13 protein-coding genes are annotated in these 19,523 nt (G+C 73.8%); 6 read left to right on the top strand and 7 right to left on the bottom strand.

What is annotated here, in order from left to right; translation table 11 throughout:
* Positions 1-26 precede the first annotated feature (26 nt).
* Together aroA and ACF07V_RS24030 are read right to left on the bottom strand one after the other, a co-directional pair.
* Entirely contained in the window at positions 27-1,262 is a 1,236-nt protein-coding gene (gene aroA / locus ACF07V_RS24035) for a 3-phosphoshikimate 1-carboxyvinyltransferase (protein ID WP_392156981.1), read from the bottom strand.
* Between the two features lie 118 nt (positions 1,263-1,380).
* On the bottom strand, positions 1,381-3,303 hold the full coding sequence (locus ACF07V_RS24030) for an acyl-CoA dehydrogenase family protein (protein ID WP_392156979.1): 1,923 nt from the start codon (positions 3,301-3,303) through the stop codon (positions 1,381-1,383).
* Positions 3,304-3,436: 133 nt separating this feature from the next.
* On the opposite strand from ACF07V_RS24030, the gene ACF07V_RS24025 reads away from it, so the two are divergent.
* Positions 3,437-3,739 carry a putative quinol monooxygenase gene (locus ACF07V_RS24025; protein WP_351189532.1) on the top strand — a complete coding sequence of 101 codons (303 nt, stop codon included), beginning with the start codon at positions 3,437-3,439 and terminating at the stop codon, positions 3,737-3,739.
* Between the two features lie 61 nt (positions 3,740-3,800).
* Here ACF07V_RS24025 and ACF07V_RS24020 read toward each other — a convergent pair whose 3' ends face one another.
* Positions 3,801-5,246, bottom strand: coding sequence for an aldehyde dehydrogenase family protein (locus tag ACF07V_RS24020; RefSeq protein ID WP_392156977.1), 1,446 nt, complete (start codon positions 5,244-5,246; stop codon positions 3,801-3,803).
* 163 nt (positions 5,247-5,409) lie between these two features.
* Positions 5,410-6,384: an EamA family transporter gene (locus ACF07V_RS24015; protein WP_392156976.1), complete on the bottom strand. Its 975-nt coding sequence runs from the start codon at positions 6,382-6,384 to the stop codon at positions 5,410-5,412.
* Positions 6,385-6,535: 151 nt separating this feature from the next.
* On the opposite strand from ACF07V_RS24015, the gene ACF07V_RS24010 reads away from it, so the two are divergent.
* Positions 6,536-6,739 (top strand): hypothetical protein, encoded by a 204-nt coding sequence (locus tag ACF07V_RS24010; protein WP_392156974.1) that lies wholly within the window; start codon positions 6,536-6,538, stop codon positions 6,737-6,739.
* A 79-nt stretch (positions 6,740-6,818) separates the two neighbouring features.
* Here the strand turns inward: ACF07V_RS24010 and ACF07V_RS24005 are convergent, their stop codons facing one another.
* The gene (locus ACF07V_RS24005) at positions 6,819-8,381 is read right to left on the bottom strand and encodes a PucR family transcriptional regulator (protein ID WP_392156973.1); all 1,563 of its coding nucleotides are present in this window, start codon (positions 8,379-8,381) and stop codon (positions 6,819-6,821) included.
* Positions 8,382-8,573: 192 nt separating this feature from the next.
* Positions 8,574-11,027 (bottom strand): ATP/GTP-binding protein, encoded by a 2,454-nt coding sequence (locus tag ACF07V_RS24000; RefSeq protein WP_392157072.1) that lies wholly within the window; start codon positions 11,025-11,027, stop codon positions 8,574-8,576.
* 688 nt (positions 11,028-11,715) lie between these two features.
* Here ACF07V_RS24000 and gabT point away from each other — a divergent pair.
* The 4 genes from gabT to ACF07V_RS23980 all read left to right on the top strand — a co-directional run bounded on the left by gabT (position 11,716) and on the right by ACF07V_RS23980 (position 17,653).
* Complete coding sequence (gabT, locus tag ACF07V_RS23995; RefSeq protein WP_392156971.1) at positions 11,716-13,050, top strand: 4-aminobutyrate--2-oxoglutarate transaminase; 1,335 nt, start codon at positions 11,716-11,718, stop codon at positions 13,048-13,050.
* Positions 13,051-13,150: 100 nt separating this feature from the next.
* The gene (locus ACF07V_RS23990) at positions 13,151-13,969 is read left to right on the top strand and encodes a phosphatase PAP2 family protein (protein ID WP_392156969.1); all 819 of its coding nucleotides are present in this window, start codon (positions 13,151-13,153) and stop codon (positions 13,967-13,969) included.
* Positions 13,912-16,374 (top strand): McrB family protein, encoded by a 2,463-nt coding sequence (locus ACF07V_RS23985; protein ID WP_392156968.1) that lies wholly within the window; start codon positions 13,912-13,914, stop codon positions 16,372-16,374. The genes ACF07V_RS23990 and ACF07V_RS23985 overlap by 58 nt, the downstream gene beginning before the upstream one ends.
* Positions 16,364-17,653, top strand: a complete 1,290-nt coding sequence (locus ACF07V_RS23980) for an McrC family protein (RefSeq protein WP_392156967.1) — start codon at positions 16,364-16,366, stop codon at positions 17,651-17,653. The genes ACF07V_RS23985 and ACF07V_RS23980 overlap by 11 nt, the downstream gene beginning before the upstream one ends.
* Before the next feature lie 9 nt (positions 17,654-17,662).
* Here ACF07V_RS23980 and ACF07V_RS23975 read toward each other — a convergent pair whose 3' ends face one another.
* Positions 17,663-19,465, bottom strand: coding sequence for a chitinase (locus ACF07V_RS23975; RefSeq protein ID WP_392156965.1), 1,803 nt, complete (start codon positions 19,463-19,465; stop codon positions 17,663-17,665).
* Positions 19,466-19,523: the final 58 nt, after the last annotated feature.

Genomic DNA, 19,523 nt, shown 5'->3' with positions numbered 1-19,523 from the left:
TTCTTGCCGCAAACACTGTGGAGTCTTCAGGGGGTGCCGACGAATGCCTCGAAGGCGCGATGGAAGTCCGGGAAGGTCTTCTTCACACACCCGGGGTCGTCGAAGGTGATCCCGGGGGTGCGGAGGGCCGTGACCGCGAAGGACATGACGATCCGGTGGTCGCCGTGGGTGGCGATCTCGACGGGCCCGGACGGGGTGCCGGGGTGGATCTCGATCCAGTCGGGACCGGTCTCGACGGTGATGCCGAGGCGCCGGAGGTTCTCGGCGCAGGCGTCGAGCCGGTCGCACTCCTTGACCCGGGTGTTGGCGACGTCCTCGATGCGGACCGGGCCGTCGGCGAACGGCGCGATCGCGGCGAGGGTCGGCATCGTGTCCGAGATGTCCCGCATGTTGACGGTCAGGCCACGGAGGGTGCCGGTGGAGCGGACGGTCGTCCCCGCGTCCGTGATCTCGACGTCGGCGCCCATCCGGCGCAGCACGTCGACGAAGGCCAGGTCGCCCTGGAGGGCGCCGGCCCCCAGGCCGGGGACGGTGACGGAGCGGCCCGGTTCGAGGGCCGCGGCGGCGAAGAAGTAGCTGGCGGTGGAGGCGTCGGGCTCGATGCCGTAGGTGGGCGCGCGGTAGCCGGTGGGGGCGACCCGGTACGTACGGCCGTCCCGGGTGACCTCCGCCCCGAAGGACCGCATCATCGCGAGCGTGATCTCCACGTACGGCTCCGAGACCAGGTCCGTGACGGTGATGTCGAGGCCCTCGGCGGTGAGCGGGCCGAGCATGAGCAGCGCCGTCAGGTACTGGGACGACTGCCCGGCGTCGAGGGTGAGCGCACCGCCCTTCACGCCGGCGGCGTGCACGGAGAGCGGGTGGTGGCCGTCCTTCTCGCCGTGCCGCAGGTCGACCCCGAGGTCGCGCAGGGCCGTGCTGAGGGGACCGAGGGGACGGCGGCGCATCTGCGGGGAGGCGTCGAAGCGGTACGTGCCGTGGCCGGCGGCGACGAGGGTGGGGAGGAAGCGGGCGGTGGTCGCGCCGTCGCGGCAGTAGACCTCGGCGCTGTCCGTCCCGGGCCCGGCGGGGCGGCCCTCGATGTGCCAGGCGCCGGGCTCGCGGCGGACGGCGTAGCCGAGGGCGGTGAGGCCCTCGGCGAAGCCCTCGGTGTCGTCGGAGACGAGCGGACGCAGGAGGGTGGTGGTGCCCTCGGCGGCGGCGGCGAGGAAGAGCGCGCGGGCGGTGACGGACTTGGAGCCGGGGATGTCGATGACGGTCACGGGGGTCATCCTGCCGTGACCCGCGGCTCCCTCGCGGCCCGGTCCGCCACGTGGACGACGCCCCCGTACGGGCCCGCGCCCGCAACGGGGTGGGCGCCGCCCCGGCGGCAAGCCTGCGTTAGGGGATTCGGCGGTGGACGTTCTCCTCTCGCGACGGGCCCGGGGTCGCGTCCGCGATCCAGGGGCCCTCGCCGCTCGGGTCCACGATGCCCGCCTCCAGCCAGGTGTAGCGGCCCGCGAGGACGCCGTCGGACACCCGCCGGTCGAGGTCGTCCGTGTTGGACCAGAGGCGGGTGAAGAGTTCGTCGACGCGGAGGCGGGCCTGGCGGCAGAAGGCGTCGGCAAGCCGGTGGGCCTCGGGGCCGTGGTCCGAGGTGGTGCGGAGGAGTTCGGCGCGGACGCAGGCGGCGCTCATCGCGAAGAGCTCCGCGCCGATGTCCACGATCCGGCCCAGGAACGCCTGCTTCAGTTCCATGCGGCCCTGCCAGCGGGACATCGCGTAGAAGGTGGACCGCGCGAGCTTGCGGGACGTCCGCTCCACGTACCGGAGGTGGCCCGCCAGGGCGCCGAACTCCCCGTACGCACCGGGGAGCTGTCCCGTACCGGCGACGAGCCCCGGCAACCAACGGGCGTAGAAGCCACCCGCCCGCGCGCCCGCCCGCGCCTTGTCGGCGAGGGACTTCTCGGGGTCGATGAGGTCCCCGGCGACGGAGAGGTGGGCGTCGACGGCCTCGCGGGCGATCAGCAGGTGCATGATCTCGGTCGAGCCCTCGAAGATCCGGTTGATCCGCAGGTCGCGCAGGAGCTGTTCGGCGGGGACGGCCCGTTCGCCGCGGGCGGCGAGCGAGTCGGCGGTCTCGTAGCCGCGGCCGCCCCGGATCTGGACGAGTTCGTCGGCGATCAGCCAGGCCTTCTCGGAGCCGTACAGCTTGGCGAGGGCGGCCTCGATGCGGATGTCGTTGCGGTCCTCGTCGGCCATCTGGGAGGCGAGGTCGACGACGGCCTCCAGGGCGAACGCGGTGGCCGCGATGAAGGAGATCTTGGTCGAGACGGCTTCGTGGCGGCCGATCGGCCTGCCCCACTGCTCGCGCTCCCCCGACCATTCGCGGGCGATCTTCAGGCACCACTTGGCGGCGCCGGCGCAGGCGGCGGGCAGGGAGAGCCGGCCGGTGTTGAGCGTGGTGAGGGCGATCTTGAGGCCGGCGCCCTCGGGGCCGATGCGGTGGCCGGCGGGGACCCGTACGCCGTGGAAGCGGGTGACGCCGTTCTCCAGGCCGCGCAGGCCCATGAAGGAGTTGCGGTGTTCGACGGTGATGCCGGGGGCGTCGGCCTCGACGACGAAGGCGGTGATGCCGCCGTGGTGCCCCTCGGAGGCGGGGACGCGGGCCATGACGACGAGCAGGTCGGCGACGACGCCGTTGGTGGTCCACAGCTTCACGCCGTCGAGGACGTACGTGTCCCCGTCCGGTACGGCGGTGGTGGCGAGGCGCGCCGGGTCGGAGCCGACGTCGGGTTCGGTGAGGAGGAAGGCGGAGAGGTCGGTGCGGGCGAGCCGGGGCAGGAAGGCGTCCTTCTGCTCCTGGGTGCCGAAGAGTTTCAGCGGCTGCGGTACGCCGATCGACTGATGCGCGGAGAGGAGGGCGCCGACGGCGGGGCTCGCGGAGCCGACGAGGGCGAGGGCGCGGTTGTAGTACAGCTGGGTGAGGCCGAGCCCGCCGTACGCCGGGTCGATCTTCATCCCGAGGGCGCCGAGCTCCTTGAGTCCGGTGATCGTCTCGTCGGGGATGCGGGCCTCGCGTTCGATGCGGGCGCCGTCGATCCGGGTCTCGCAGAAGTCGCGGAGGACGGCGAGGAAGGCCTCGCCGCGGCGGACGTCCTCGGCGGCGGGCAGTGGGTGCGGGTGCACGAGGTCGAGACGGAAACGGCCGAGGAACAGCTCCTTGGCGAAGCTGGGTTTCCGCCAGTCCTGCTCGCGCGCGGCCTCGGCGACCTGCCGGGCCTCGCGCTCGGTGACCTTGGGCCGCCGGGTGGGTGCGGACATGGACACCTCCTTGGGCTTCCTGTCCGTCGTACCCGATTCCGGCGGGTCCGGAAAGAGGAGGGGATCCCTCCGGGTTTGTCCTCCTGGTGAGACGCTCCGACCGTCCGGCGGGGCCGCGCGTAGGGTCCGCGGCATGTCTCAGCCGATCAAGCTCATCGTCCTCGTCGCCACGCTGCCCGGCCGCGGCGCGGAACAGCTCGCCGCCTTCGAGGCGCTCGCACCCCTGGTGCGCGCCGAGGAGGGCTGCCTGCAGTACGACCTCCACCGGGTGGCCGACGATCCCGACCGCTTCGCCCTGATCGAGCGCTGGGCCTCGGCCGAGGCGCTCGCCGCGCACGACGTCGCCCCGCACATGGTCGCGGCCGACGCCGCGAACAAGGCGTTCCGCGCGGGACCGGCCGAGGTCGTCCGCCTCGTGGACGCGCCCGTCTCATGAGGAAAGGCGGCCCGAGCCCCCGCACAGTGGGCTCGGACCGCCTGGTCTCGTGGCGTACGCCTTACAGGGCGAGGCCCGTCAGGACGAGCACGCGCTCGTAGGTGTAGTCGTCCATCGCGTACTTGACGCCCTCGCGGCCGACGCCGGAGCGCTTGGCACCGCCGTACGGCATCTGGTCGGCGCGGTACGAGGGGACGTCGCCGACGATCACGCCGCCGACCTCCAGGGCGCGGTGGGCGCGGAAGGCGGTCTGCAGGTCGTGGGTGAAGACACCGGCCTGGAGGCCGAAGTCCGAGTCGTTGACCGCGGCGAAGGCCTCGGCCTCGCCGTCGACCCTGGCGATGGTCAGGACCGGGCCGAAGACCTCGGCGCGGGCCAGGGTGACATCGGCCGGGAGGTCGGTGAGGACGGTCGGGGCGTAGGTGGCGCCCTCGCGCTTGCCGCCGGCGAGCAGCTTCGCGCCGGCCGCGACGGCCTCGTCGACCCAGGACTCGACGCGCTTGGCGGCGTTCTCGTCGACGAGCGGGCCGACGTCGGTGGCGTCGTCCGCCGGGTCGCCGGTGACCTGCGCCTCGACGGCGGCGACGATCTTCGGCACCAGGCGGTCGTAGACCGAGGCGTCGGCGATCACGCGCTGCACGGAGATGCAGGACTGGCCGCCCTGGTAGTTGGAGAAGGTCGCGATGCGGCTCGCGGCCCAGTCCAGGTCGGCCTCGGAGGACCAGTCGGGCAGGACGACGGCCGCGGCGTTGCCGCCGAGCTCCAGGGTGCAGTGCTTGTGCGGCACCGACTGCTGGATGGCGTAGCCGACCTTGTCGGAGCCGGTGAAGGAGATGACCGGGAGGCGCTCGTCCTGGACCAGGGCGGGCATGCGGTCGTTCGGCACGGTCAGGATCGACCAGGAGCCGGCCGGCAGGTCGGTCTCGGCCAGGATCTCGCCCAGGATCAGGGAGGAGATCGGGGTCGACGGGGCCGGCTTGAGGATGATCGGGGCGCCGACGGCGATGGCCGGGGCGACCTTGTGGGCGCTGAGGTTCAGCGGGAAGTTGAACGGTGCGATGCCGAGGACGACGCCCTTCGGGATGCGGCGCGTGAGGGCGAGGCGGCCCGCGCCGCCGGCCTCGGTGTCCAGGCGCTGGGCCTCGCCGGCGTTCCAGCGGCGGGCCTCCTCGGCGGCGAAACGGAAGACGGAGACGGCACGGCCGACCTCGCCGCGGGCCCACTTGATGGGCTTGCCGTTCTCGGCGGAGATCAGCTGGGCGATCTCCTCGGTGCGCTCGGCGAGCCGCTTCGACACGTGGTCGAGGGCGGCGGCGCGGACGTGCGCCGGGGTCGCGGCGAACTCGTCGACGACGGCGTGCGCGGCGGCGACGGCCTCCTCGACCTGGGCCTCGGTGGGCACGCTGACCTTGCCGACCAGACGTCCGTCGTACGAGTTCGTGACGTCGAAGGTGGCGTCGCCGGTGGCCTCACGGCCGGCGAGCCAGAAGGCGTGGGTGGTCGTCATTGCGTCCCGGCCCTTTCCGTTTCGGGGGTGCGAGCGATTGCTCTGGTGACACCGTAGGGCCGGGACGGCGGGCGCGGGCTTGTCCGGTATGGAGTAGTGGGGGTGGCGACTCTGTCCGCTTCGGCCGAAGTGGACGGTCGGCCCGTGTTCCCGCGCCGGAGGGTCAGCGGCGTCGCTCGGTCGAGACGATGAGGCAGACGGCGCCGACGACGATCGCGCCGCCGAGGAGGATCGGCCAGGTCAGGGCCTCGTTCAGGACGAGGGCGCCGAGGAGGACGGCGACGACCGGGTTCACGTAGGCGTAGGTGGCGGCGAGGGAGACCGGGGCGGACTGGAGGAGCCAGGCGTACGCGGTGAAGGCGACGAGCGAGCCGAAGACGATCAGGTACGCGAGGGCGGCCCAGGAGCGGCCGGAGACGGCGCCCAGGTCGAGGCCGTGGTGTTCGCCGCGTACGAGGCCGAGGGCGAGGGCGGCGAGGCCGCCGGCCAGCATCTCGTACGCGCTCGCCGTGAACGGGTTGGCCGGCATGGGCAGCCGGGCGGAGGAGACGGAGCCGGCGGACCACAGCAGGGCCGCGACGAGGACGAGCAGGACGCCGCCGATCTTCACCTCGCCACTCAGGCCGGGGACGGTGAGGACGCCGAGGCCCGCGAAGCCGAGGAGGACGCCGCCGAAGGCGCCGAGGCCGGGGCGGTCGCCGAAGACCGTGCGGAGCAGGACGACCCAGACGGGGACGGCGGCGACGAGGAGGGCGGCGAGGCCGGAGGGTATGGAGGTCTCGGCGAGGACGACGAGGCCGTTGCCGCCGAGGATGAGGAGCAGGCCGACGAGGACGGCGGAGCCGAGTTCCCGGCGGGTGACCTTGAGCGCGGCGGGGCCCTGGCGCCAGGCGACGATCGCGGCGAGGAGCAGGCCGGCGGTGACGAAGCGGGCGCCGCCGGAGAGGAACGGCGGGAGGGTCTCGACGACGATCCGGATCCCGAGGTACGTGGAGCCCCAGACGACGTACACGATGCCGAGCGCGGCCCAGACGGCGCCGGTGATCCGGCGGGCGGGGGCGGCGGTACGGGCTTCGGTACGGGGTGCGGGGGCGGCCGGGTGCGTCTCGGGGGCCGGGTCGACGGCGGGGCTTGTCATGAGCAGGAGAGTAGGGAGTTCCGGCCCCGATGACCAAGAAAATTGCCCGGATCCGGGCAGGCGTAGCGGAATTCGGACGGCACGGGGGCCGGCCGGGTCTTCCGGAGGGGTGGGAGGATGACCGGGACCGTACGACCCCCGGGGGGAAAGCATGATCCTTTACGTACTGATCGGCGTCCTGGTCCTGGCCGTCGCCGGCTGCGGCTGCGTGGTGTGGGCGTCGCGCGGCGGGCCCCGCTGGGTGCGCGCCGTGGCCACCGTGACCCTGCTGGGCGGCGAGCTGGTCCGCGACGGACAGCGCCGGAGCCGGAAGCGGGGCGGAGGCGACGACGCGAGCTCCCTCGGCTCGGACTAGCCAGGCGGTGTCTTGTCGATCAGGCCGGGCTCGCGGCGCCTGGCACCGCGCCTCGCCTGATCCCGAAGACAGGCCCTGGCTAGGAGGCCCCGCTGCCGTCCTCGCCCGTCGCCTTCAGGGCCAGCCACAGCTCCATCCGGACGTCCGGATCGTCCAGGGAACGGCCGAGGATCTCCTCCACCCGGCGCATCCGGTACCGCAGCGTGTGCCGGTGGACGCCCAGGTCCGCCGCCGCCGCGTCCCACTGACCGTGCCGGGAGAGCCAGGCGCGCAGCGAGGCCACCAGGTCGCCGCGGCCGGTCGCGTCGTGCTCCCGCAGCGCACGGAGCATCCCGTCGGCGAAGGCCCGGACGGCCTCGTCGGCGAGGAGCGGGAGGACCGAGCCCGCCGCCAGGTCCTCGTGCTCGACGAGCGCCCTGCCGCGCCGCCGGGCGACCGAGAGCGCCTGCTCGGCCTGCTTGTACGCGGCCGCCGCACCGCTCGGGCCCGCCGGGGCCGAGAGGCCGACGACGACACCGGCCTCGTCCGCCTCCCGCTCCGCGTACCCCTCGCAGGCGGCGACCACCGCGCCCCCGTCCCCGGCGAGGACGACGAGCCGCTGCGCGCTCTCGGCGACGGTCAGCACCGCCTCGCCCGCGCGGGCGGCGGCCGCCTCCAGGGCCTCGGCGAGCACCGGCAGCGGCGGCTCCCCGGCCGGCTCTCCGCCCGCGGGCTCGGCGACGAGCAGCCGGTACGGGGCGTCGAGCAGCCCTCCGTACAGGTCCCCGGCCACCGCGCGGGCCGGCTCGGGCTGGCCCGCGAGCATCAGCCGCAGCACGGCCGCGCCGAGCCGCTGCTCCGCCGCCTGGAGCGAGCGGGAACGTTCCGTCGTGAGGGTGAGCAGGGCGATCGCCGAGTGCACCGCGTACCGCTCGGCCGTGCCGAGCGGCGCGCCCGTACCGACCGCGAGGGCGCCCCGCACCCGGCGCCCGGTGCCGAGCGACTGGAGCTCGACGCGGTCGTCCGTACCGCCGACGACCGCGCTGGCGGGCGCGGGCCGCTCGCGCAGCCGCTCCACGTCGGGGGTGAGCCGGGCGGCCCGGCGCGCCGCCCAGTCGGGCGAGACGGCGACGACGGTGCCGGAGGCGTCGTACAGCGCGGCCCAGCCGTCGACGTGCGCGGCGAGCCGGGCGACGACGGCCTCGGGGCCCTCGGCGAGCGCCGCGCGGGTCAGCTCGCGCTGGGCCTCGAAGCCGGCCGTGACGGCCCGGTACTGGTCGGCGGAGATGGCCGCCGACACGGCCTTGCTGATGGCGAGGAACGGGGTCCGGCGCGGCACTTCGAGCAGCGGCAGATGCTCCTCGCGCGCCGCGTCGAGCAGGGCCGGCGGAATCTCCTCGTAGTTGACGCCCACGGCGAAGCCGAGCCCGACCACGCCGGCGCCGAGCAGCCGCCGCACATAGCGGCGCATCGCCTCCAGGTCCTCGGCGTCGAGCGTGAGCGCGGTGGTGAGGAGGAGTTCACCGCCCTCCATGTACGGGACGGGATCGGCGAGCTCGCTGACGTGCGCCCAGCGGACGGGGGTGTCCAGGCGGTCCTCACCGGCACGGACGATGAGCTTGAGGGCGGAGTGCTGCACGAGCGAGGCGAGGGTGGGCGGCATTGGGGACCGTCGGACCTTTGAGCGAGGACCGCGCGCGGGGGGAGCCGTGCACGGAGGCGGGGGGCGCCGCTCAGCTGAGCGGCGCCCCCGATTGTGCCAGGACCGCCGGGAGCCCGCTCAGCCGCGCGAGGGGTGAGACGGGGCGGCCGTACGAGGGACCGAGGGGCGGCCCACCCCGCGCGGGACGACCGCTCAGCCGCGCAGGTCGACCAGGACCGGCGGGGTGTGCGCGCCCTGGGCCGTGGTCAGGGACACCACGGCGTGGCCCGGCGGCACCGCGTGGGCGAGCTCCGAGGCGGACCAGCGCTCGCGCTCGACCTTCCGGGTCGTGACCGCGTCCGTGGTGACGGCCACGCCCGTCACCTTCTTGCGCAGGAAGTGGATGAACCGGGTCATCGGCTGGTGGGCGAAGACGGTGTGGTGCGCCACCTCGGTGGTCTCCACCCACTCCTTGCCCCAGGTCTCGGCGAAGCCCCGGCCGTCCCAGGTGGTGATGCCGGAGAGCGCCACCCGGCAGCCGACGGCGCCGAGCAGCGGACCGTGCAGGGCCTCGGGCACCTCGCCGAGGGTACGGAGCCCCAGGACGACTCCGGCGTTGTGCGGGCGCAGCCGCTGGAGGGAGCGGACGGTGCCCGCGGTGAGCGCCCCGTGGGCGTCGTCGAGGACGAGGGACACGAAGTGCGGGCGCTTGGTGCCCGTCCGGGCCGCCGCCAGGAACTGGGCGAGGAGCAGCCGGGCGAGGAGCCGCGAGGCCTCCTCGTGACCGCGCTCCGGCAGCTTGATCCGGACCCGCAGCGGGTGGTGGACGACGGACTTCAGCGAGAAGGGCCGGACGTCGCTCCCGTCGGCGCCGAAGAACTCGGCGAAGGCCGGCCGGTCGAGGAGCGACAGACGGTCCGCGAGGAGCGGCCCGGCGTCGGAGGCGGTGCCGGCCTGCCGGATCCGGGCCTCCAGCTCGCGGCGCATGGCCGCGGCGTCGGCCGGGAGCAGGCCGAGGAGCGCGGTCAGCGTCTCCGGGCCCGCTTCGAGGAGTTCGCGGAGCACCGGCACGGACGGGAAGCGGCCGTGCGCCGCCCGGTAGGGGCCGATGAGCTGGGCGAGGACGGTGGCGGCGCGCCGGACGTCGAGGCCGTCGACGTCGCCCGCCAGGCCTTCCGCGAGCAGCGCCGCCGCCTCGTCGGGGTCGGGGAGGCCGGCGTACAGGTCGAGGTCGTAGGGCGAGGCCGGGTCGCCGGGCCGGACCACGACGTCGTAGGCGGCGTCCGGACCGAGGGGCGCGTCCGCCGTGCCCACGGCGACGACCGCGCAGGCTCCGGTGAGGGCCTGCAGGGTGAGGGACTCGACGACGGGTCCGGTCAGGCGCGTGGTCTTCCCGGCGCCGGAGGGGCCCACGACCAGGAGGGAGGTGGCGAGGGCGGCCGGTTCGAGGGCGAGGCCGACGCCCCGGTAGGCGGCCGGGTTGCGTCCTTCGGCCGCGCAGCGGCCGATGCGGACCTGCCCGAGGAGGAGGTCGTGGGTGGCGGTGCGGCCCGGCAGGTCGCGGTCGCCCGAGGGGTGCGTCCCGGCCGCGGCGCCCTGCCGGTACACGCTGTCGACGAAGGCAGCGAGGCCGGTCCGCTCGTGGCCCGGCTCCAGGCTCCGGCGGACCCGGGCGCAGTCCACGTCGTTCATGCGTCCGGCGAGGAGTTCGGCGGCGAGCAGGTCCGCCGCCCGCGGCTGCCCGGCCGCCCGCAGCTCGGGCCACTGCGAGAGCGGTACGGGCGCGGTGGGGTCGAGCGGCGGCGGGGTGCCGTCCGTCGTGGCGGCGCGGGCCTTGAGCCACCCGCGGACCAGGCCGGGCCAGTCGCCGAGGCGGGCGAAGGGCCAGAGCACGGCGGCCGTGATCAGGCCGTACAGGGTGTAGACGAGGACGGGCGACGCGAGGACGTCGTAGCCGCCGCCGAGGAGCACCACGAGGGAGAGCAGCGGCGCGACCACCGGCAGCGCGTCCCAGCCGACGCCGGGGAAGGCGTCCGGCCAGACGAACGTCAGGGCGATCAGCGCGGCGCCCGCCGTGAGCGCGGCGCGCACGGGCGGGCGACGGTCGGCGAGGAGGTGGCGGGCGAGTTCGGCCCAGGCTCCGAGGCGGGCCATCGCGTAGAGGAGGACGGCGAAGAAGACCCCGTCGTAGACGACGTGGGCCTCGGCGCCGTGCCAGTCGCGGGGTGAGGTGCCTCCGGCGTACCACCACTCGGAGGGGGTGAAGGTGGCGAGCGGGATCCACTCGTACGGGACGGCTCCGCGTCGCCAGGCCGACCAGAGCAGCAGCCCCAGGACGAGCGGGATCAGCAGGCCGGCCACGGTGACGGGCGCGAGCTTCCGCGCCTCCTTGGGCGGCGGCGGTGGCACATGCCGAAACCGCCAGATCCCGGGCGAGGCCTCGGGCCGCGGGGCATCGAGCCAGGCGACGACGGGCGGGGCGACGGGGAGCCCCGGAGCGGCCGACGGCCCGGGGGGACCGGACGTCCCTGGAGCACCGGACCCCTCTGGAGCACCCAGCGCCCCGGGAGTGCCCGACGTCCCGGGAGCCCCGAGCGCCCCGGAACCCGTAGGCGCCCCGGGTGCCCCGGGAACGACAGGCGCCCCTGTCGCCCCGGGTGCCGTCATCGGCCGCGGCGGCACGCGCGGCGGCGCGGGCACGGGCGTGCCCGGCGCCGGCACCGGCGTGCCCGCGGGTCGGCCGTAGGCCGACGGGTCCGGGTCGGGCACCGGCGTGCCCGCGGGTCCGCCGTAGGCCGACGGGTCCGGGTCGGGCACCGGCGTGCCCGCGGGTCCGCCGTAGGCCGACGGGTCCGGGTCGGGCACCGGCGTGCCGACTGCCCGGCCGTCGGCAGCCCGGCCGCCGCCAGCCCGGCCGTCGGCCGGAGGGACCGGGGCGGGACCGGCCGCACCCGCAGGCTCGCCCGGGCGCGCCTGCGGCGGGGTCCCGGGGGCCCGGCCGTCGGTCGGCGGCGCCGTTGGGCGCGGGACCGCGCCTCCCCTGGTGTCGCGTGACTCGTACGTGCCGTCGGTCTCCATGAACCCCTGCCCCCTGACCAGCCAGGTCGCCGCGTCTGTGCCACCGTCAATCTAGTGGGCCCGGCGGCCCCGGGAGGGGATTCGACCACCCGTACGGCCGAGGGCCGCTCCGACGTGTCCGGACGTGCCCGAGGCGCGGAAGCGGAGCCGTCATGTCCATCCCGGACAACGACACACCCGCCACCACTCCCGATCGGCGCATGCCGCACCCCCTCCCCCGCGCCTAGCCTGCGGAGGAAACCCGCAAGTGCGTCCAGAACACCCCCAGGAGCCCCGCATGAACGCTGTCCCGCAGGAGCGGCGCGTCGTCACCGCCATCCCCGGTCCGAAGTCGCAGGAGCTTCAGGCCCGCCGTCTCGACACGGTCGCCGGTGGCGTCGGCTCCACGCTGCCCGTCTTCACCGCGCGGGCCGGCGGCGGCATCATCGAGGACGTCGACGGCAACCGCCTGATCGACTTCGGCTCCGGCATCGCCGTGACCTCGGTCGGCGCGTCCGCCGAGGCCGTCGTGCGCCGCGCGTCCGCGCAGCTCCAGGACTTCACCCACACCTGTTTCATGGTGACGCCGTACGAGGGTTACGTGGAGGTCTGCGAGGCGCTGGCCGAGCTGACCCCGGGCGACCACGCCAAGAAGTCCGCGCTGTTCAACTCGGGCGCCGAGGCCGTCGAGAACGCGGTGAAGATCGCCCGCTCGTACACCAAGCGCCAGGCCGTCGTCGTCTTCGACCACGGCTACCACGGCCGTACGAACCTCACCATGGGCATGACGGCGAAGAACATGCCGTACAAGCAGGGCTTCGGTCCGTTCGCCCCCGAGGTCTACCGCGTGCCGGTGGCCTACGGCTACCGCTGGCCCACGGGCGCCGAGAACTGCGGCCCCGAGGCCGCCGCCCAGGCGATCGACAACATCACGAAGCAGATCGGCGCCGAGAACGTCGCCGCGATCGTCATCGAGCCGGTCCTCGGCGAGGGTGGCTTCATCGAGCCGGCCAAGGGCTTCCTGCCGGCGATCGTGAAGTTCGCCAACGACAACGGCATCGTCTTCGTCGCGGACGAGATCCAGGCCGGCTTCTGCCGCACGGGCCAGTGGTTCGCGTGCGAGGACGAGGGCATCGTCCCGGACCTCATCACCACCGCCAAGGGCATCGCGGGCGGGCTGCCGCTCGCCGCCGTCACCGGCCGCGCCGAGATCATGGACTCCGTCCACGGCGGCGGTCTGGGCGGCACCTACGGCGGCAACCCGGTGGCGTGCGCCGGTGCGCTCGGCTCCATCGAGACGATGAAGGAGCTCGACCTCAACGGCAAGGCCAAGCGCATCGAGGAGGTCATGAAGGGCCGCCTCACCGCCATGCAGGAGAAGTTCCCGGTCATCGGTGACATCCGTGGCCGCGGCGCCATGATCGCCATCGAGCTGGTGAAGGACCCGGCGACGAAGGAGCCGCACGCCGAGGCCGCCGCCGCGCTCGCCAAGTACTGCCACAACGAGGGCGTGCTCGTCCTGACCTGCGGCACCTACGGCAACGTGCTCCGCTTCCTGCCGCCGCTGGTCATCGGCGAGGACCTCCTCAACGAGGGCCTGGACGTCATCGAGGCCGCGCTCGCGACCATCTGAGGACCGAACCGGCACACGGTGTGAAGACTCTGTGGGGGGCCGATGGCGGGATGCGTTTCCCGCTGTCGGCCCCCCGTCGCGTGACGTACGGTTTCTGCAGATGAGAGAAACACCCCGGGCGGAGCCTCCCCAGCCCCGTCCACACCGTGCCATTGCGCACACCACCGGGGCCTCGTGCCCCGGAACTCCTCACCGATCGGATGGCCGCCCGCCCCACACCCCCCGGGGCGCGCGGCAGCCCGATCCCCTCGGCCGCCCTGGAACCACCCCCCCTGTTCCAGGGCGGCCGGCTCTCTTCTCGGCGCTCGTCGCCCTCGCCGTCGTGACCTGGCAGGTGCTCGTCCACGGCCCCTTGGCCAGGCTCGACGAGCGGGTGTCCCGGTCCCTGGTGGACACGGTCCCCCGGCCCCTGAGCGAACTCGCCTCCGACCTCGGCAACATGACGGTCGCCCTCCCGGTCCTCGCCTGCGCGATGGCGTACGCGGTGTGGCGGGGCCGCCGCGCGGCCGCCGCGCACGCGGGCCTCGCCATGGCCGCCGTACCGCTCCTGGTGATTCCGCTGAAGGAGTGGACGGCCCGCCCCGGCCCGCTGGAACCCTGGGCCCACGGCTACTACCCCTCGGGCCACACGGCCACGGCCATGGTCGCCTACTTCGGCGCGGCCTTCCTCGTCTCGAACCGCCTGATCCCCGTGGCGGCCGCACTGACGGCGATCACGGGGGCGGGCCTGATCCTGCGCGGCTTCCACTGGCCCCTGGACGTCCTGGCCTCGGTCGCCCTGTCCGTGCTCCTGCTGCACTGGCCCGTCCTCGCCGCGCGGTACGGTCGACCCGCACCGGGCGGCAGCGAGGGGGAGGACCCATGGGGGACGAAGGGCGGCGGTTCGCCGTCACGGTCGGAGGACGGGCGTACGAGCTGATCCCCTCGGCGGGAGAGGTCATCCTCCCCACCCATGGCAGCAAGATCCATCACGACGCGCGCTGTACGCACCTGACCGACCCCGACCGGCTCCCGCGCCACCCCGATCCGGACGGGCTGCTGTGGCGGCGCCTGCTCGACGCCGAGGACCCCGCCGCCCACGCGCTCTCCATCGGGCTGCGCAACCAGCGGGGCCGGCCGCTCACGGGTGTCTGCTCCTGCGCTCTGCGGCCGGTCACCGAGAGCCACGCCGAGACCCTTCCGTACTGGCCGATCGACGAAGCCCTGCGCGTCTTCGACCGCTCGCGCCACCGGGCGGCCGTGGAGGACGCGGACCGCGAGGCGGCGGAGATCCGGGCCGCGTTCCCCTGGGAGGAATGGCCGGCGCTGGCCCTCGACCGCTACGCCCTGGGGCAGCCGGACAGCCCGGGTCAGGTGTACAGCCATGCGCTCGAGTTCGGCAGCAAGGCGCTGGGCAGCATTACGGGCGGCACGGCCAAGAAGCACTTCGTGTACCGGCAGAACCACGGCGCCTGGTGGCACGACAAGCGGTACGGGAACGTCACGGAGGCGTGGGAGCAGGTGCGGGCCGGCATCGTCGCCGCCGTGACGGCCGCCCGCGAGGGCCGGGTGCGGGACATCGACGACATCGTCGCCGTGCGTTCCGGGATCATGGTCGTGGCGAAGACCCTGCGGGTCTACGCGCCCGAGGCGACGCTGCCGGTGTACTCGGACAGCTTCACCCATCACTACCTGGACCGGCTGTCGCCCGGATCGGCCGCGAAGCTCCAGCCGTTCGCGCGCAAGGAGCTGCTGAAGTCCCTCATCGACGACGACTCCCGGTTCGAGGGCTGGCCACCGCAGCTCGTCTGGCACTTCCTCGACTGGTGGGCGCCCGCGCGGAGGACGGCCGCCCGGGTGGTCCGGGTCGACGCGTCCGCCCCGGGCGCCGGCTGGGGCTCCTTCGTGGCCGCCGGGGTCGCCGCCGTCGACCTGGACCGCGTCGGGGATCTGCACAGGTACGCCGACCAGGAGGACTTCACCTCCGCCTTCGTCGCGGCGTACGCGGACTCCGGGCCGTCCGGGCAGAAGCTCACGGCACAGGCCGCCGAGGTCTGGCGCCTTCTCGACCTGCGGGTCGGCGACCGGGTGGTCGCGACCGCCGGCAAGAGCGAGGTCCTCGGCGTGGGCCGGGTCGTGGGCAACGGCTACGGGTGGCTTCCGCACCTCGACTCCGAGCGCCCTCCGTGGCACGCGGTCACGGTCGAGTGGGACGAGGAGCACGCGGGCAGACTCGACGAGCCGGTGGCCGACTGGGGCACGAGCCTCGTCACGGACGTCCCCGCGGCGCTCTGGCGGAAGATCCAGCGCGTCTCGCTCGCCGGGCACACCGAGGCCCCTGACGACGCCCCCGAGGACTCCGGGGAGGCGGTGGAGATCCCCCCGCTCGACGAGGACCTCCAGCGCATCGACGACGCCCTGGAGCGGCGCGGCCAGGCCGTCCTGTTCGGCCCGCCGGGAACCGGGAAGACCTACCACGCGCTCCGCTACGCCGTGCGGCGGCTGGGCGAGCTGTCCGACGACCTGGCGGGGGTCGACCCCCTCGCGGAACCGGGGAGCAAGGCCTTCGACGCGACCGTCGGGGCGCTGAGCGAGTCCGGGCGGCTGACCGTGGTCACCTTCCATCCGAGCTACGGCTACGAGGACTTCGTCGAGGGTCTGCGCCCGGTCAAGGGCGTGGCCGGGCTCAGTCTGGAACCGACCGCCGGTGTCTTCAAGCGGGTCTGCGAGACCGCGGCCGCCGACCCCGGCCGGCTGTATCTGGTGATCGTGGACGAGCTGAACCGGGGCAACCTTCCGCGCATCCTGGGCGAGTTGATCACCGTCCTGGAGAAGGACAAGCGCGGGCTACCCGTCACTCTGCCGCTCACCGGGGACACCTTCCGCGTTCCCCCGAACGTCCGTCTCCTCGGCACGATGAACACCGCCGACCGTTCGGTGCGGATGCTCGACTCGGCCGTCCGCCGCCGGTTCGCCTTCCTCGAACTCCTCCCCGACTCGCGGCCGCTGCAGGACCGCAGGGTCGACCAGCTGCACCTCGCGGACTTCCTCGACGAGCTCAACCGGCGCATCAGGACCCACCTCGACCGCGAGAAGCAGATAGGCCACGCCTTCTTCCTGCCGGAGGGCACGGCCGTGTCCACCGCGGCCGAGTTCGCCGCGATCGTCCGGGGCGAGATCCTTCCGCTGCTCCAGGAGTACGCGTACGAGGACTACGGCCTGCTCGCCGCCTTCCTGGGCGAGGGTCTCGTCGACACCGCCGCCCACACCCTCCGGGACGTCTCCGACGAGACCCTGGTCACCCGGCTGTACGAGGAACTCCAGGTCGGCACCGGTGCCGAGTGACGGCGTGCTCGAACTCGTCGAGTACGGCACCCAGGTCTTCGAGGACGTCCGCCTCACGGACCCCGACCGGCTGCTCCTGGCCGACTCCGCCCTCCGCTCGCGCCTGCGGATCCGCGAACTCTCCGGCGGCCGCGTGGAGGTGACCGCGTACCAGTACGTGGGAACCGTCCGCCTGGAGAGCTGCGAGATCCGTGTGCGCCCGAAGTACCTCGGGACCGACCTCGACGTGCTGCGGATGATGGACCACGCGTGGGGCGGCGCGCGCGACCCGCTGCCCACGGCCCAGGGCTTCGTGGGCGGCGCGCCGAACCTGCGCGACCTGGTGTGCCTCATGGTCACCGAGCACGGTGAGCGGCTGCTGCGCCACGGGGTGCGGCGCGACTATCTGGCCGTGGAGGACGACCTGCGGGTCGTCCGCGGCAGACTCCTGCCCGATCGCCAGCTGCTGCGCCACCACGGCCGCCTCGACCGGTTGGCCTGCCGCTTCGAGGAGCACGACGCGGACATCGCCGACAACCGTCTCTGCGCGGCCGCGCTGGCCGTCGCCGCGCGGACGGCGCGGGCGCCCGCGGTCCGCGCCCGTGCCCGCCGCGCCGCGGGGCTGTTCGCCCAGCATGCGCCGACCCCGCTGGGGGACGTCCGGGCGGCGTTGTCGGCCCTTGAGTACCACCGGCACAACGAGCACTACCGGCCCGCGCACCTGTGGGCCGGCCTGCTCCTGTCGGGTGGCGGCATGGACGACCTCTTCACGTCCGGGCCGCTGGCCGCGCGGGCGTTCCTCGTCGACATGAACCGGCTGTTCGAGGCTTTCGTCACCCGGCTCCTGGAGCGGGGATCGAGCGGATCGGGTCTGCGGGTGGACGGCCAGTCGCGGCAGTCGAAGGTGCTGTTCGACGAGCGCACGGGCCGGAGCCACGGCTCCGTGCGGCCGGACGTACTGATCTCCGGCCACCGGGCCGACGGGCCGTACCGGCTGCCGGTGGACGTGAAGTACAAGCTCTACGGGGAGAAGAAGCTCTCCACCGAGGATCTGTACCAGGCGTTCTTCTACGCCCACGCGCTCGGCCGCCTGGGGGAAGGGGTGCCTCCCGTCTGTGTCCTGCTCCACCCGGGAGACGCCTCGGTGGAACGGGGGCGGGTCGCCGTGCGCACGGTCGGCGGGCCGGTGACGGCCCGGGTCCGCTCGGTCCCGGTCGATCTCCGCTCGGCCCTGGCGGAACTGGCCGGGCCGGAGCCGCATCGGGTGCCGGCCCGGCTGTTCCGGGACGTGCTGCCCTGAAGCCGCCGGTCAGCTCCAGGCGTAGGCGTCGAAGTTCTTCGCGAACTCCCCCTGGTTGTACCGGTCCCAGTTGATCGACCAGGTCATCAGGCCGCGCAGGGACGGCCAGGTGCCGTGGGTCTGGTAGGTGCCGCAGTTCGTCTTCTTCGTGAGGCAGTCGAGGGCCTTGTTCACCTCGGCCGGGGTCGTGTGGCCGTTGCCCGCCTGGGTGGAGGCGGGGAGGCCGATGGCGACCTGTTCGGGGCGGAGGGGCGGGAAGAAGCGGTCCGTGTTGCCGGCGACCGGGAAGCCGGTGAGGAGCATGTCGGTCATGGCGATGTGGAAGTCGGCGCCGCCCATCGAGTGGTACTGGTTGTCGAGGCCCATGATGGAGCCCGAGTTGTAGTCCTGGACGTGGAGCAGGGTCAGGTCGTCGCGCAGGGCGTGGATGACCGGCAGGTAGGCGCCGGCGCGGGGGTCCTGGCCGCCCCAGGGGCCGGAGCCGTAGTACTGGTAGCCGAGCTGGACGAAGAAGGTCTCCGGGGCCATCGTGAGGACGAACTTCGCGCCGTACCTGGCCTTGAGGGTCTTGACCGCCTGGATCAGGTTGACGACGACCGGGCTGGTCGGGTTCCGGAAGTCGGTGTCGCCGGTCTGGAGCGAGAGCGAGTGTCCCTCGAAGTCGATGTCGAGGCCGTCGAGCCCGTACTCGTCGATGATCTTCGAGACGGAGGAGACGAAGGTGTCGCGGGCCGCGGTGGTGGAGAGCTGCACCTGGCCGTTCTGGCCGCCGATGGAGATGAGGACCTTCTTGCCGGCGGCCTGCTTGGCCTTGATCGCCGCCTTGAAGTCCGCGAGGGATTCGACGTTCGGGCATTCGGTCGCCGGGCAGAGGGTGAAGCGGATGTCGCCCGAGGTCACCGAGGTGGGTTCGCCGAAGGCGAGGTCGATGACGTCCCAGGAGTCGGGGACGTCGGCCATGCGGGTGTAGCCGGAGCCGTTGGCGAAGCTCGCGTGGAGGTAGCCGACGAGGGCGTGCGCGGGCAGTCCGCCGCCCCCGCCTCCGCCGCCGGAGGTCGTGGTCGCGGTCACGGCGGCCGACTTCGGGGACTCGCCGGCGCTGTTCACGGCGGTGACCTGGAAGGTGTACGGGGTGGAGGCCGTGAGCCCGGAGACGGTGGCCGAGGGGGTGGTGACCGTCTGGATCCTGGTCGTCCCCTGGTAGACGTGGTACGAGGTTGCGCCGGAGACCGCGGTCCAGCTCAGCGGTACGGAGGTGGAGGTCGGGGAGCCGGCGGTGAGCCCGGTGGGGGCGGTCGGGAGCTGGACCGGATCGCCGCCGGGGCCGTACAGGGAGAGGTCGTCGGCCTGGTAGGCGGGGGTGCCGTACCAGCCGTGGGTGTAGATCGTGACCGAGGTGGTGGAGGCGCCCGTGGTGAACGAGGTGCTGAGCTTCTGCCAGTCGGGGGCGGAGGCCGTCCAGGTGGAGACGTCGGTGGTGCCGGTGCCGGAGGCGCCGAGGTAGACGTAGCTGCCGCGGACCCAGCCGCTCAGGGTGTAGCTGGAGTTGGGTTTGACGGTGACGGTCTGGGAGCACCTGGCGTTGTCGCTGCCGGCCGGGGTCGCCTGGAGCGCCTTCGTCCCGCCGTGTACGGGTGACGGGACGACGGCGCCGCTGCCCGCCGTGCAGCTCCAGCCGTCGAGGCCGACTTCGAAGCCGCCGTTGCGGGCGAGTTCGGTGTCGGCGGCCTGGGCCGCGGGGGTGAGTGCGAGGAGCCCGCCGGCGGCGAGGGAGCCCGCCAGGAGCAGGGTGAGGGGTCTGGTGCGGTCCACAACTGCCTCCGGGTGTGGGGGAATCGAGGTGGAGCGCGCCACAGCATGGTCCAGACCA

The organism is Streptomyces sp. NPDC015661, from assembly GCF_043077765.1.
Taxonomy (GTDB): domain Bacteria; phylum Actinomycetota; class Actinomycetes; order Streptomycetales; family Streptomycetaceae; genus Streptomyces.
This window is presented reverse-complemented; position numbering and strand designations above follow the sequence as displayed.